Source organism: Nostoc sp., from assembly GCF_036917415.1.
In the GTDB taxonomy this organism is placed as follows: Bacteria; Cyanobacteriota; Cyanobacteriia; order Cyanobacteriales; family Nostocaceae; genus Nostoc.
This window is the reverse complement of record NZ_JBALDJ010000024.1, coordinates 32212-45934: the sequence shown is the minus strand read 5'-3', so window position 1 is coordinate 45934 and position 13723 is coordinate 32212. Positions and strand designations below refer to the sequence as shown.

15 protein-coding genes are annotated in these 13723 nt (G+C 39.9%); 9 read left to right on the top strand and 6 right to left on the bottom strand.

What is annotated here, in order from left to right:
• The first annotated feature begins 169 nt into the window (after nt 1-169).
• The 3 genes from V7K41_RS03095 to V7K41_RS03085 are packed head-to-tail and all read left to right on the top strand — an operon-like array spanning nt 170 to nt 1885.
• Entirely contained in the window at nt 170-1339 is a 1170-nt protein-coding gene (locus tag V7K41_RS03095; RefSeq protein ID WP_334845680.1) for a cysteine desulfurase family protein, read from the top strand.
• A gap of 46 nt (nt 1340-1385) precedes the next feature.
• Nucleotides 1386-1613 carry a hypothetical protein gene (locus tag V7K41_RS03090; RefSeq protein ID WP_334845679.1) on the top strand — a complete coding sequence of 76 codons (228 nt, stop codon included), beginning with the start codon at nt 1386-1388 and terminating at the stop codon, nt 1611-1613.
• Nucleotides 1613-1885, top strand: a complete 273-nt coding sequence (locus tag V7K41_RS03085) for a type II toxin-antitoxin system VapC family toxin (RefSeq protein ID WP_334845678.1) — start codon at nt 1613-1615, stop codon at nt 1883-1885. Before V7K41_RS03090 ends, V7K41_RS03085 begins: the two co-directional genes overlap by 1 nt.
• 25 nt (nt 1886-1910) lie before the next feature.
• On the opposite strand, the gene V7K41_RS03080 is transcribed toward V7K41_RS03085, so the two are convergent.
• On the bottom strand, nt 1911-3602 hold the full coding sequence (locus V7K41_RS03080) for an AIPR family protein (protein ID WP_334845677.1): 1692 nt from the start codon (nt 3600-3602) through the stop codon (nt 1911-1913).
• 182 nt (nt 3603-3784) lie between these two features.
• Between V7K41_RS03080 and rbsK the strand changes: the two genes are divergently transcribed.
• The 5 genes from rbsK (at nt 3785) to cls (ending at nt 9153) form a co-directional block, all read left to right on the top strand.
• Complete coding sequence (rbsK, locus tag V7K41_RS03075; protein WP_334845676.1) at nt 3785-4726, top strand: ribokinase; 942 nt, start codon at nt 3785-3787, stop codon at nt 4724-4726.
• A 296-nt stretch (nt 4727-5022) separates the two neighbouring features.
• The gene (locus V7K41_RS03070; RefSeq protein ID WP_334845675.1) at nt 5023-5664 is read left to right on the top strand and encodes a transaldolase family protein; all 642 of its coding nucleotides are present in this window, start codon (nt 5023-5025) and stop codon (nt 5662-5664) included.
• Between the two features lie 101 nt (nt 5665-5765).
• The gene (locus tag V7K41_RS03065; protein ID WP_334845674.1) at nt 5766-6422 is read left to right on the top strand and encodes a glutathione S-transferase family protein; all 657 of its coding nucleotides are present in this window, start codon (nt 5766-5768) and stop codon (nt 6420-6422) included.
• 441 nt (nt 6423-6863) lie between these two features.
• A complete protein-coding gene (locus V7K41_RS03060; RefSeq protein WP_334845673.1) occupies nt 6864-7709 on the top strand; it encodes an endonuclease/exonuclease/phosphatase family protein in 846 nt (281 codons plus the stop codon).
• A gap of 1 nt (nt 7710) precedes the next feature.
• A complete protein-coding gene (cls, locus tag V7K41_RS03055; protein WP_334845672.1) occupies nt 7711-9153 on the top strand; it encodes a cardiolipin synthase in 1443 nt (480 codons plus the stop codon).
• A gap of 251 nt (nt 9154-9404) precedes the next feature.
• Here the strand turns inward: cls and V7K41_RS03050 are convergent, their stop codons facing one another.
• The 4 genes from V7K41_RS03050 to purS all read right to left on the bottom strand — a co-directional run bounded on the left by V7K41_RS03050 (nt 9405) and on the right by purS (nt 12214).
• Nucleotides 9405-9959, bottom strand: coding sequence for a pyridoxamine 5'-phosphate oxidase family protein (locus V7K41_RS03050; RefSeq protein WP_334845671.1), 555 nt, complete (start codon nt 9957-9959; stop codon nt 9405-9407).
• Nucleotides 9960-10075: 116 nt separating this feature from the next.
• Complete coding sequence (locus tag V7K41_RS03045) at nt 10076-10600, bottom strand: DUF937 domain-containing protein (protein WP_334845670.1); 525 nt, start codon at nt 10598-10600, stop codon at nt 10076-10078.
• Nucleotides 10601-11141: 541 nt separating this feature from the next.
• A complete protein-coding gene (gene purQ / locus V7K41_RS03040; protein WP_334845669.1) occupies nt 11142-11816 on the bottom strand; it encodes a phosphoribosylformylglycinamidine synthase subunit PurQ in 675 nt (224 codons plus the stop codon).
• 119 nt (nt 11817-11935) lie between these two features.
• Entirely contained in the window at nt 11936-12214 is a 279-nt protein-coding gene (purS, locus tag V7K41_RS03035) for a phosphoribosylformylglycinamidine synthase subunit PurS (RefSeq protein ID WP_334845668.1), read from the bottom strand.
• 145 nt (nt 12215-12359) lie between these two features.
• Here purS and V7K41_RS03030 point away from each other — a divergent pair, with 145 nt between their 5' ends.
• On the top strand, nt 12360-12764 hold the full coding sequence (locus V7K41_RS03030; protein ID WP_334845667.1) for a Fur family transcriptional regulator: 405 nt from the start codon (nt 12360-12362) through the stop codon (nt 12762-12764).
• Between the two features lie 298 nt (nt 12765-13062).
• Here the strand turns inward: V7K41_RS03030 and V7K41_RS03025 are convergent, their stop codons facing one another.
• Nucleotides 13063-13632 carry a Uma2 family endonuclease gene (locus V7K41_RS03025; protein ID WP_334845666.1) on the bottom strand — a complete coding sequence of 190 codons (570 nt, stop codon included), beginning with the start codon at nt 13630-13632 and terminating at the stop codon, nt 13063-13065.
• Nucleotides 13633-13723: the final 91 nt, after the last annotated feature.

Genomic DNA, 13723 nt, shown 5'->3' with positions numbered 1-13723 from the left:
AAATTTTGTGTTCTGAATTAAGTAGAGAAATAAGTTTCCAAGTAAAGGGAAAAAGCCACTGCTAGATGTAAAATTACAGATATTTTTTTCAGGATTTGTCCACTAAAACTGTATATGCTGACAAATCCGCAGTCTATCACCAACGTGTGTTCTCACTATTATCGGTTATATGCAAATTTATCTAGATTACAGCGCCACTACTCCGACTCGAAAAGAAGCGATCGCAGTTATGCAAACAATTCTCACTCAACAGTGGGGCAATCCTTCCAGCTTACACGAGTGGGGACAACGGGCAGCAACGGTTGTGGAACAAGCCAGAGTTCAAGTTGCTGGTTTAATTAACGCTGTCGATCCAGCATCAATAATTTTTACTTCTGGCGGCACTGAGGCAGATAATCTAGCAATTATAGGTGTGGTTCGGTTGTATGCTGTTCCTCAACATCTAATTATCTCCAGCGTTGAGCATTCCGCAATTTCTGAAACAGTACGGTTGCTAGAAATGTGGGGTTGGGAAGTTACGCGCTTGTCTGTAGATATTAAAGGCAGAGTCAATCCCTTAGATTTAAAGGCGGCGTTGCGACATAACACAGCCTTAGTTTCCGTGATTTACGGTCAAAGTGAAGTTGGGACTGTGCAACCGATCGCAGAACTGGGTAAAATTGTGCGATCGCATGGGGCTTTGTTCCATACAGATGCGGTACAAGTTGCGGGACGCTTACCCATAGATGTGCAACAACTCTCAGTAGACTTACTTAGCCTTTCCAGTCATAAAATATATGGCCCCCAAGGTGCAGGGGCGCTGTATGTGCGTCCTAGTGTGGATTTGATGCCTTTACTGGGTGGTGGTGGGCAAGAAATGGGACTGCGTTCTGGTACGCAAGCTGTACCTGTAATTGCCGGGTTTGGTGTAGCAGCAGAGTTAGCAGCGCAAGAATTGGCTACAGAAACACCACGGTTGATTCAGTTACGCGATCGCGCCTTTGCCCAATTAGCTGAGATTCCTGGTTTAATCCCTACAGGGGATGCTTGCGATCGTTTACCTCACCATATCAGTATGTGCTTAGAAAACGCCGACGGCGAAAAACTTAGCGGTAAAACCTTGGTGCGACAGCTAAACCTTGCTGGCATTGGTATCAGTGCTGGTGCTGCTTGTCACAGTGGTAAACTTAGCCCAAGCCCGATATTGTTAGCAATGGGTTATTCCGAAAAAGCCGCTTTGGGCGGAATTCGCATCTCATTGGGGCGTGATACTACCGAAGCTGATATAGATTGGACGGTAATGGTGTTGAAGCAAGTTTTGCAAAGGCTGACACCGGATTTATATTTAGTTAAACGTTAGTCCCTCATACTAAAATTTAGATACAGCATTTGTCGGAGTGTTTTCTATGTCCCTGCAAGAGCTTAAAGAGCAAGCCCGTCAACTGCCAGCGAACGATCGCCTTGAACTCGTCCGTGCGATTATTGAATCCTTGCAAGATGTTCCAACCCAACCACCGGAACGATCAAGTATCATCAAACAGATGAAAGGTTTATTGAAGACCGACCAGCCAGCGCCGACCGATGAACAGGTGGAGTTCATGCTAGAAGAGCGTCGGGTGGAGAAGTATCTTTAGTGAGAGTTTTGATTGATACCAACATCGTTTTAGATTATTTGCTAGACCGAGAGCCATTTCTGCAAGATGCTCAAGCCCTGTTTAATTTGATCGATTCTGGACAAGTGGTTGGATACGTGACTACAACAACACTCACTGATATTTTCTACATCGCTCGCAGACAAACTCAAAGTATTGAACTTGCTAGACAGGCAATTTCAACCATACTGGCGGTTTTGGTTATTTGCTCTGTAAATCGGTCGATTTTAGAAGCAGCTTTCGCATCTGGTTAGAAAGCTGCAATCAAAATTATGGTGTTTACTGAACGGGGAGATATTCTAAAATTAAATTTTTTAGAGATTTGTAATTTTCTAAATTCCTGAAAAATTGATATACTAATTTCTGAGGATATTTACTATTTAAACCCTCCAATGTTTTGGTAATCACATTATCTATTAACTGAGGAAGTTCATTTTCAAGACATTTCTCAAAATCTGAATCAGAAACAAATAATTTATTTTTCCCTACATAAGTAAATATCATGTGAAGAATAAACCTATTACCGTATATACAAGTTCCTTTCTCTTTATCAACATTACTATTTTGTTTTTGAGTTAGTTTAGTATCTAACACGCGCATTATTTGAATCTTGCGCCAAATCGTTATTGCCGTAATGTTTTCATGAAAAAGCTCCGTATAAGGAGGTTTGTTAACATCTTCCCATAGCTTGCCTATTTTATCTTTCGCCATAAGTGTATAGCGTATTTCATTTAAGCTACATGAAAGTGCTACAATTGCTTCTTCAAAACTACAGTTTTTACTATCTACTGGTGATTTTTTATCATTTCTTTTGTAAGAATAATTAATGCCAGCTAAAGCAAAGTCTATCTTTAATTTTTCTTGCAGAACATCTAGTGAAATAAAATCACGATTTTCAACTTTATTTTGAGTATTAGTAGCTTTTGTCACTCTAAGAGAAAAATCTGGAGGGCAATTCTCTAAAGAGATTAGTTTTATAAATACTTTAGCCTGATTAACTTTTTCAGTATCTTTTTTATAAGTATTACCTATAGTTCCAACTGTTTGCGCCCCATTTACAATAGAGATTCCTTCGCAGTGAAAGTATCCAATTGACTTATCTGATCCACCCATAGGTTTTTTGTGTATTTTATGACATAAAACTGTAACTCCATTATTTAAATATAAAAAGTTATGTGGCGCGTTTAATAAAGTGTCTTGAATACCATCATTTACATCACTCAAACCAACAAAACTTCGGATGTTTTTTGAAAATAAGCTTTCTCCATTTGCTAACCAGATTTCCGCCAAAGTTTGAGCATCGATTTGTCCATATATTGCTTGATAAGGTTCCTCTATTTGTCCCCAGCTTGTTAAATTTAAATCTGCGTTAACAGGTTTACCTTCCAAGCTTGCTGATAATGCTTTATGAGCTTCATATAGAGAAAATGGTTCCCAAAAAAATAATTCGCTAGCTTCATTATTTTCTTCTAATAAGTTTGATATTATTTGGCGATTATTATCACCTAATTTTGTACCTGAATAAGCAAGAACAATTTTAACTTTTACGCTATAATCAGCCAAGGCTTTCTCTATTAAAAATTGTTTATTATTAACTTTTGGATTAAATTTTTCAAACTTAAAATCAATTATATCTTTGATACCTTGGATAAACTTATGTATCTCCCCTGCATCAGGTTCTCCATTGCCAGATTCAATCCATTTTGATTGAACTATCCAAAATATTTTTTCACTTTCATCATAGTAGATAGCATCAATTCCATTATCTCTATAGCCATCGACAATTGCTTGAGCAGCAATTTCAGGTTCCACTGATGCAAGGCTCATTAAGCTATAGGCGGCATAACTTCTTGAGAGTAACACTTTCTGCTTTTCTGACTCAGGTTTGTTCAAATGATCTGATATGTCAATTAAGCCGATCAGTGTTTCGTTTAATTTATTTTTAATGTGTGTTAATTGAAGCCTTACCACCTTATAGCCTCCTCTTGATTAAATGTTCTCAAAGAGATAAATTTACTTAAAGTATAACTAAGTATATTTTTTTTGGTTGTATTTGATGTCTCTATGTCTTACTACGATACCTGAGTACTGTATTAGCGTAGTGTGAATCACTGCGATCGCATTCTGTAATATTATCAATAAAAATCAGCATCATGAGTATTATCGTCTTCGGCAGCATCAATATAGACTTGGTAGCAACAACACCCCGATTGCCAGTCGCAGGAGAAACGTTACTAGGAGAAGAATTTTTTAAAGTTTCTGGAGGTAAAGGAGCCAATCAAGCCGTAGCACTAGCAAAATTAGGAATTCCTACCCAAATAGTAGGGCGTGTCGGCGCAGACGATTTTGGTACGGAACTTGTTAACAATTTGCAAGCATTTGGTGTACAGACTGATAACATTTTTTTGGATGAAACTGTTAGTTCTGGAGTTGCTATTATCACCGTGAGTCAGACTGGTGAAAATCAAATAGTCGTCATTCCTGGTGCAAATGGGCGCGTCAATCAAGAAGATGTAGAGCGATTATCCCACTTTTTACCAGCAGCGACAGCACTACTTTTACAACTAGAAATTCCTATTATTGCCGTGATTGCTGCTGCTCAACTGGCACGACCTGCAAACATAAAAGTAATTTTTGATCCCGCACCCGCACAATCTAATTTACCAGATGAATTGTATCCATTGGTAGACATTATTACACCGAATGAAGTTGAAGCAGCGCAGTTGGTTGGTTTTCCTGTGGATGGAGAGGAACAAGCAGCCAAAGCAGCTGCGGTTTTATTGCAACGGGGTGTGAAATGTGCGATCGTCAAACTAGGTGCTAAGGGTGTTTTTTGTGCCACTGCTGAAGAAAAGTTTTTTGTACCCGCGTTTTCAGTTCATGCAGTTGATACAGTAGCCGCAGGCGATGCTTTCAATGGTGGTTTAGCGGCGGCACTTTTTGAGGGACTTTCCTTACATCAAGCAGTTGTTTGGGGTGCAGCAGCAGGTGCTTTGACAGCGACAAAACCAGGCGCACAAACTTCGCTACCGGATAGGTTTACATTTGATGCATTTCTTAAGGAAAGGGAAATGAATAGTGGCTTTCAAGGGTAGGTATTAAAAAAAGCATAGTTGAAGGAGGCAGGAGGCAGGAGGCTCAGTTGGAACAATTGGAAGAGGATTCAGACCCCTCCCTTTTTTTTTGCGCCGTATAAACGGTGAGGTCTTAAACCCCTGCTCCCAAGGCGTCGCGGACTCGCTAACGCTGCGCTATCTGCCTCCTGCTTTCCTTGATAAACAGGTAAAATGCTGATCTGATCGGGATTGGCAGAAATATCAGTGCGGAGCTTGTGGACGATGTAGAGTGTGTAGCAGGAGAAATGCAGGTAGGAAAAAGTGAGGAATTAAGTATGGCACTATATCTAGACTCAGCGATCGCATCGGAAGCTGAAGTTGTTAAGCTTTGGGGATGGGTAAAAGGTATTACAACAAATCCCACGTTGCTATCTCAAAGCGATACTCCACCAGAAACCACGCTCAAAAAGTTGGTTGCCTTGACAAATGGCCCGTTATACTATCAACTTATGGCATCTAATAAAGCTGGGATGCTAGCTGAAGGTAGGAAAGCTTTCGAGATTATTGGTTCGCAAACAATTTTGAAGATTCCCGCAACACCGTTAGGGTTTGAAGTGGTGGCGAGTCTATCACCAGAGATTACCTGTTCGGTGACAGCGATTTATAGTGCAGCACAGGCAGCAGTAGCACGAGAAGCAGGAGCTAAAATTGCCATAGCTTATGTAAATCGAGCTACCCGATTGTTAGGTGATGGTATTGCCTTAGTGCGGGATATGGCTAGCGTACTCAAAGGTAGTGATACGGAAATCTTGGCAGCTAGTATCAAATCTCCTGAAGAAGCAGCCGCATCGTTGCAAGCTGGGGCGGATCATTTGACTTTACCACTGGCGATGTTGCAGGCGATCGCAACTCATGAATTCTCACAAAAAACCGTTGAAGAATTCGCTAAAGGAGGCATTGGTTTAACTAATTCATAATTCGTATGCGCTCAATAAGTGAATTTAGCTAAACTATAAAAATCAAATTTACTCAACATCTGTATGTATGTGGATTGAACAGCTTTATAGGTATTAAAAATATGACACAACTTACTTTGGTAATCGGCAACAAAAATTATTCATCTTGGTCACTTCGTCCTTGGTTAGCGATGAAGCAATTCGGTTTGGAATTCAATGAGATTCGGATTTTTCTCTATAACAACCCAGATTGTTCATCGAAAATTCGGCAATATTCGTCATCAGGAAAAGTACCTGTGTTATTGCACGATACACAAACAGTGTGGGATTCTCTCGCTATTTGTGAATATCTAGCGGAAACATTTCCGAATCTGCAATGGTGGCCAGAGGATAAGGCTGCAAGAGCATTAGCCCGTTCTATCAGTGCGGAAATGCACTCAGGGTTTCAAAATTTGCGTCAGAATATGCCGATGAACTGCCGTAGTAAATATCCTGGTAAAGGTTTAGTATCAGGCGTACAACAAGACATTGACCGCATTACTAGTATCTGGCAAGAATCGCGTCAAAAGTTTGGTACTGGTGGCAATTTTTTGTTTGGTAATTTCACGATTGCCGATGCGTTCTTTGCTCCAGTTGTCCTGCGGTTTATCGCCTATGATGTGCAGTTAGATACTATTTCTATAGATTATGTAGAGACAGTTTTGGCACTTTCAGCAATGCAAGAGTGGATAAATGCAGCAAAAAATGAGACAGAAATTATTCTCCAATATGAGTTTTAGGGAAATAGCAAATAAGAAGAACTTCAATTATAGATGCAAATCAAAGGGATATTCCTATTAGACATCTGGTGAAATTAAATATGCGTTATCTAAAACCCCTGTAGAGACATAGCAATGCTACGTCTCTATATTCTTTTTTAGAGATTGATAATTTTAAATAGTCATGACCTCCCTATAGTCCCTCCGATGCTTTGGGAGGACGGCGTTAGCTGGGGGTGAATTTTCTTACAAATCATTTAGGATTGCGATCGCTCTCCTAAGCCACTCTGGTAAACTGTAAGGTCTATCAAGGAAAATCGCCCGATTCATCCCGACACTGTTCAATAGCTTTAAAAGCTGTAGTGCTTATGGAGCATAGCTTATAGCTTTACAAACGTGCTATTATTCTTGAACGACTGTTTAATGGCGTTAAGCTAGAATAAATCCATTTTAATATTAGTAATGCCTAATATTCAAGAGCACGTAAACACTCTGGTTACGAAATTTGTTCCGGGTTATAGATTTTTTCGTTTACAAGAACTCACAATTGATAAAAATAATTCACTGCAAACAGAAATTAATAGTAAATCAATTAAAGTTCTCAGTTGGAATATTGCTAAACAAAACTATAATAACGCTTGGTTAGAAGATTTTTCAAAAATAATTGCAACTTATCAACCAAACCTCATTTTTCTACAAGAATTTTCTTTAAAGTTAGAGGCAAAGGAATGGGCAACCTGGCTGAAAATGAATTGGAATTTTGCTCCTAATTTTGTAGACATTCATCATCAAACTTATTCAGGAATTTTTACAGCCTCGACAATCAAACCAATTACCAAAAAAGTGATTACTACTAAACATTATGAACCGATTGTTAAAACTCCTAAAATTTCTTTAATTACTGAGTATCTGCTATCTGAACAAAATACAACTCTCCTAACAATCAATACTCATCTGATAAATTTTGTAGATTTAAATAAATTTAAAATTCAACTAAATGAATTAGAGCGGGCGTTATCTACACATCGGGGACCACTAATATTTTCAGGAGATTTCAATACTTGGAGTCGAAAAAGAGCAGTTATTCTCAATCAAGTAACAACTCAATTAGGATTAACGCCTGTAATTTTCGCACCTGATGAGAAGGAGAAAATTAAACGCTTCCTCTTATCACCCCCTTTAGATCATATTTTTTATCGAGATATCAGTGCGAAAAAAGCCAGTGCTAAAGTGCTAGACCAAATTTGTTCATCAGATCACAAGCCATTGCTGGCAGAATTTACTTATACCAATACTCAAAAAAATTAAGATGCTTGTAGATGCTGGTGTTCTAGCTATTTTTAGCACAGCTACAGTTGTTGTTCATGTCGTGGGAGTTGCACATGCAGCCCATGCAGTGATGAATGTACGTTCTTCCCAAGGGGCAATTGCCTGGAGCATTTCTCTAATTACCTTTCCCTGGCTAGCGATTCCGTTGTATTGGATTTTAGGAAGAACTAAATTTCATGGATATGCTGAAACACTGCGCTCAGTCTATGCACAACACTATAAGCTTATTCATTCGACTTATAGTGAACTGATTAAATTTCAGGTTGCACCACCAGATAATCTAGCTGAATTGCAACCCTTAGCGGAAGCTTTTACAGAAATTTCTTTCACATCAGGCAATGCTGCCGAATTACTGATTAATGGTCAGCAAACCTATGAAGCGATGCTGAAAAAGATTGCATCGGCGACAAATTATATTTTGTTTCAATTCTATACTGTTAACGATGACCAATCAGGTAATGAGTTTAAAGAAGCATTGATTGCTAAAGCTAAGGAAGGAATAAACATATACTTTCTCTACGATGAAATTGGTTCCAAGAAACTATCTCGCTCTTATATCCAGTCTCTACAACAGCATGGAATTACAGTAAGTGCATTTAACACCACCCAAGGTCAGGGTAATCGGCTCCAATTTAATTTTCGCAATCATCGAAAAATTCTGGTGGTGGATGGAGAAATAGCATTTGTCGGTGGACTGAATATTGGTGACGAATATTTAGGAAAAAATCCTCGTTTGAGTCCCTGGCGTGACACCCATATCATGCTTGAAGGCCCAACTGTACAATGCCTACAAAACTCCTTTGTGCGAGATTGGTATTGGGCGACTCGAAAACTTCTCGAAGTTAACTGGCAGGTAAAAATTAATCGAGAAATTAATCAAACTGCATTCATTCTTCCTACAGGCCCCGCAGATAAGCTACCAGCTTGTAAGCTTTTTTTCGTCGAACTAATTAATCAAGCTCAAACTCATCTCTGGATTGCTAGTCCATACTTTGTGCCAGACGAGGCAACATTGTCAGCTTTAAAACTGGCAGCAATGCGAGGTGTCGATGTGCGAATTCTCTTACCAAATCGACCCGATCACTTATTTGTTTATTTATGTTCCTTCTCTTACTACACCGAAATGGAAAGAATTGGTATCAAGTTGTATCGTTACAAAAATGGATTTATGCACCAGAAAATTATAGTCATTGATGAAAATATAGCTGGGGTAGGAACTGTTAACTTAGATAGTCGCTCTTTTTCCCTAAATTTTGAAGTTATGGGTTTTGTTACTGAGCCTGGGTTTGTCCAAAGTGTGAAAAAGATGTTAGAGGATGATTTAGCTGTCTGTGTTGCTGTCGATCTTAATGAGTACGATAAAAAACCTTTTTGGTTCAAGTTAGCTGTGAGAGTCTCTCGATTGCTGACTCCTTTACTTTAACCCTCTTTAATCACTATCGGTAGATAAAAATCTAAAACCCTTATTTCTTATGACTTTTATCAATTTAGATGTAGGTTGGGTTGAGGAACGAAACCCAACACCCAAAGACCTTAGAAAAGTTGGGTTTCACTTTGTTCAACCCAACCTACATTTATTTTTCTTTCCCCAAAGTGATAGAAGAGGGTTAATCACTAATAATTGCCCCTACCTCTAATATTATATGGATGAATAAAATAATCCATCAGGCAAAGTTAGGGTAATTTACTCAGTGGTGTTGCTAAACCGTCAATGCTGACAAGATTCTTCTGCTGTTGATATTCTCGAACTCCCTCTTCGCCTTTTTTACTAGCCCAGTTTACTAAAGTCTGGCGCTGACCTTGATATTCATAGAGTGGTACGCCAAAACCACAGGAAGTCTGGATTTTTTCAATGTCAGCGACGATAATTTGACGAGTTCCAGGTATCGGCAAAAACAGAGAATACAACGAGTCCCACTCTGGAGAACTCGGTAGAATCGTGGTTCCTTGACCGTAAAGACGCAAGATACACGCGGGTTCTTGAAAGGCACAAAACATGAAGGTTATCCGCCCATTTTCTTGCAAATGGGCTGATGTTTCGTTACCACTACCTGTGAGGTCTACATAACCTACTCGGTTGGGAGAGAAGATGCGAAAGCAGTCCTGACCTTTAGGAGACATGTTAACATGACCCGTAGGACTCAAAGGTGCAGAGCCAACAAAGAAAAGGTGTTGGGCAGCAATAAAGTCTTGCAGTTCCTCAGTAATACAGTCAAAAAATTTAGACATAGACTGTCTGATTTATATTTGCAAATTTATTATGTTCTCAGCCTATGTCTGAGCTAAAAATCTAGCAAGACCTAATCGCCGATGCCTGGTTTATCAAAAAGGAGTGGAGAAAAGTGTTATTGTCTCATGTATCGACTAGCCATTTGGATCGCATCAGCGATATCGACATCACCATCACCATCAGCATCCAAGAAGGAATTTAGTACAGGATTTCCACCAGCTTGGGGATTTTGAGCATTGGCGCCTGATTGCAAAAACTTTAGCACTAAAGGTACTGCCAAAGGCAGCAATTGTTGAACGATACCAGCATCCAAACCAGTGCGTTGGGCAGCAACTTCAGCTACTTGCTGTTGTATCTGAGGAGAAAACAACGAATTGACGGCTTGAGGGTTGGGAGAAGTACCAGCATATTGACTAACTAAATTTTGTGTGGCTTCATTACCATCTGTGGCTTGTTTATCTTGTAAAGCAGAACGCACTTGACCACCCACAATTGACAAAACTGATTGGATGGTAGAAGGGTCTGCGCCTGTGCGATCGCTCAACTGCTGGACACTATTGACAATACTTCCTATTTGACCTAAACTCCCCTGTTGATTGGGATTAGCGACTGCACCAAGAATTTGATCGAAAAGTCCCATAAGTTATTTCTCTCTTTGTTCTCAAAAACTTGCCAAAACTGACTTGAAGTTTTTTGTGTACGCGGACTTTTGTAAGTCTACTAAAAGATTAGAACACATGAGCTAATAATTAACGAATAAAATTCTAACAACTACTAGCTCAAAGATGAAAAATCGAGCAATTACAAATTCTGTTACTCTGTTTAACTCAGATTGGCAAGTAATTTTACCCTAATGTTTTTTTACCACAATCTTAGATGCGTAGGCGTAGCCCCAATACGGTTCGGTTAATATGTTTGTCTCTTGAAGATCCCCCCAACCCCCCTTAAAAAGGGGGGCTTTTTCTGATCTTTACCCCCTTTTTAAGGGGGTCGCCGCAGGCGGGGGGATCTTATTGGGCGTAGCCCGCCGCAGGCATCGCTAGTCCCAAACCCTTACTAATGCGTCGTGAAATGGTATCAAAAATACTTCAAAGTTCCGACTAAAAAAATAAATCGCTGTCTGTATAAAAATATCGATCTATCTTTTGGACAGCGATCGCAAAACGCTCAACTTATTTGCTTTACGCTAATGCCGCTATTTTCTCTAGTAAGCCTTGAAACAACCTCAAGCCATCACTACCTCCCAGCATTGCGTCTGACGCTCTTTCTGGGTGCGGCATCATTCCCAACACATTGCCCCGACGATCGCAAATCCCGGCAATGTTGTTCAGCGAACCGTTGGGATTCTCTCCTTCATAGCGAAATATGACTTGCCCGTTATCTTCAATTTCTGCGAGAGTGGCTGCGTCAGCGTAGAATCTCCCCTCTCCGTGGGCAATAGGCAAAGTGATGACTTCACTACTGGTATAAGCTTGTGTCCATAAGAGATTAGTACGCTCAACTTTCAAGAGGATGCGATCGCAAATAAAATGCAAATCTCGATTTCTGGTTAACACCCCTGGCAAAAGTCCAGCTTCAGTTAATACCTGAAAGCCGTTGCAAATACCGAGGACAAACTTACCCTTTTGGGCGTGTTCCACAACCTGTTGCATCACGGGTGAAAAACGTGCGATCGCACCACAGCGCAGATAATCCCCGTAACTAAAGCCACCAGGAATAATCATGACATCCAAATCAGCAATATCTGTTTCTTGATGCCAAACCATGCGAGTTGGTTGTCCCAGTAAATCTCTGGTTACATAAGCAACATCGCGATCGCAATTAGAACCGGGAAAAACAACAACACCGAATTTCATGATTAGTTAGGGGGGTGGGGAGCAGGGGAGTAGGAAGCAGGGAGCAGGGAGCAGGGGAGAAGAGTTTTCCCCTCTGCCCCCCGCACCCCGCCCCTCTGCCTCTTTTCAATACCCAATCCCTAAAATACCCCAGTTTGAGTTTCGACCTCAATTAATTCAAAGCGGTAATTTTCAATTACGGGATTTGATAGCATTTGGTCACAAATGTTATTAAGGTCTTGACGGGCTTTCTTCTCTTCAGTTGAGGTGATGGTGAGTTCAATGTACTTGCCAATCCGCACCTGGTCAACGTTATCGTATCCCAGTTGCTTAAGACCGGATTGTACTGCCACACCAGCGGGGTCTAAAACTGAAGGACGAAGGGTCACGAAAATTTTGGCTAGATACTTGGTTTGCACGGGCTTTTGCTGAATGCTGCGATCGCTATACTATAACTTTCTGTTCCAACTGAGTGAAAATAAGATTACGAAGCGGTTAAAGTTAATCGATCGATTAGCTCATCTAACAGCTTCAAACTACAGTGGCATACTTAAATAATTGTCTATGAGAGCCATACGCACCCGCAGTCAAGAGCGTATTTTCAACCTCCTGAAAACTATCAAAAAAGGCATTTCTGCCCAAGATATTTACGTAGAACTACGTAATACAAATCAGAGTATGGGTTTAGCAACAGTTTACCGTTCTCTAGAAGCTTTAAAACTAGAAGGCATGGTACAAGTGCGAAATTTGGCTAACGGTGAAGCCCTCTATAGCCTAGCACAACAAGATAAACACCACCTTACGTGCTTGCAATGTGGTGTCTCAATTCCGATTAATCAATGCCCAGTTCATGACTTAGAAAACCAGTTAGAATCAAGCCATAAGTTTAAAGTTTTTTACCACACTCTAGAGTTTTTTGGGTTGTGCACTCAATGCCAGGTAAATCAAACTACTGAGATTAGTCAATAGTCATATCAATTTTATATGGTGTTGCACTTTCTTCTCCTACAAACTAAAGCCCGTGGCTACCAGAATATAGAAGCAAATCGGCTTTTTGCAGGGTAGCCTGCTTAGACGGGTTAATGATGTGAATTGTCATAAAGAAATGGTGTGAGCAGGAAATTTTCTTTCCTCTTCAAGCTTAACTACAGGAGTAATGCAGTGTTAAGAATTAGCGTCGAAGAAGCAGCTATGAATTTAAAATCTCTTTTGGAACGAGTAGCTACGGGAGAAGTAATTTTGCTGAATCAGCTTAAGTTTGCTTTATTCAAATAAAACTTAACCAACTAAATACATCTGCAACTGTTAATTGCCAATTTTCCAAAACACTCAAAACGGGTAAGATATCTTGTTGTTCTTTTAATTCTGGTAATTTATTGGGTTCAAAAATCATGATGGACTCATCAGCAGAATCGAGTAACCAACCTAGCTTTGCTCCATTTTGAATAGAAAATGTAATTTTGCGGATAACTCGGTTAGGTGATTGCTCTGGTGAGAGAATTTCGATTATCCAATCTGGGGGAATCTCAAATTTATTTGCAATTCTACCTTTAGCATCAAGGGGAATTCTTTGCCATTCAAACACAGCAATATCTGGTACTATCGAACGACCTTCAAATGTACAGCGTAATTCCAGAAAGGCATAAGCAATTTTTTGCGGTTTAACAATCTCATTAATAGCTGTGATTAAACTGCTTTGTAAAGTACTATGTTTTCCTTGAGGCATAGGTTTTTGGGAGATTTGTCCGTTACAATACTCGCTTGCTGGCTTTGTCTCTGGTAGTTTTAAGAACTCTTCTACATTTAATCCTGTAGTTGGCTCAATAGATAAGGTCATAATTTACAACTTATCAAAGCTTGATTATTTTATCACTGGAAGAATGCGACAATTTAGTGCTTAGGCGTAGCCCGTCGTAAGCATCACGCAA

Coding starts and splice junctions, on each gene's coding strand:
- V7K41_RS03095 (WP_334845680.1), top strand. CDS start 170: ATGCAAATTTATCTAGATTACAGCGCCACTACTCCGACTCGAAAAGAA.
- V7K41_RS03090 (WP_334845679.1), top strand. CDS start 1,386: ATGTCCCTGCAAGAGCTTAAAGAGCAAGCCCGTCAACTGCCAGCGAAC.
- rbsK (WP_334845676.1), top strand. CDS start 3,785: ATGAGTATTATCGTCTTCGGCAGCATCAATATAGACTTGGTAGCAACA.
- V7K41_RS03070 (WP_334845675.1), top strand. CDS start 5,023: ATGGCACTATATCTAGACTCAGCGATCGCATCGGAAGCTGAAGTTGTT.
- V7K41_RS03065 (WP_334845674.1), top strand. CDS start 5,766: ATGACACAACTTACTTTGGTAATCGGCAACAAAAATTATTCATCTTGG.
- V7K41_RS03060 (WP_334845673.1), top strand. CDS start 6,864: ATGCCTAATATTCAAGAGCACGTAAACACTCTGGTTACGAAATTTGTT.
- cls (WP_334845672.1), top strand. CDS start 7,711: ATGCTTGTAGATGCTGGTGTTCTAGCTATTTTTAGCACAGCTACAGTT.
- V7K41_RS03050 (WP_334845671.1), bottom strand. CDS start 9,959: ATGTCTAAATTTTTTGACTGTATTACTGAGGAACTGCAAGACTTTATT.
- V7K41_RS03045 (WP_334845670.1), bottom strand. CDS start 10,600: ATGGGACTTTTCGATCAAATTCTTGGTGCAGTCGCTAATCCCAATCAA.
- purQ (WP_334845669.1), bottom strand. CDS start 11,816: ATGAAATTCGGTGTTGTTGTTTTTCCCGGTTCTAATTGCGATCGCGAT.
- V7K41_RS03030 (WP_334845667.1), top strand. CDS start 12,360: ATGAGAGCCATACGCACCCGCAGTCAAGAGCGTATTTTCAACCTCCTG.
- V7K41_RS03025 (WP_334845666.1), bottom strand. CDS start 13,632: ATGACCTTATCTATTGAGCCAACTACAGGATTAAATGTAGAAGAGTTC.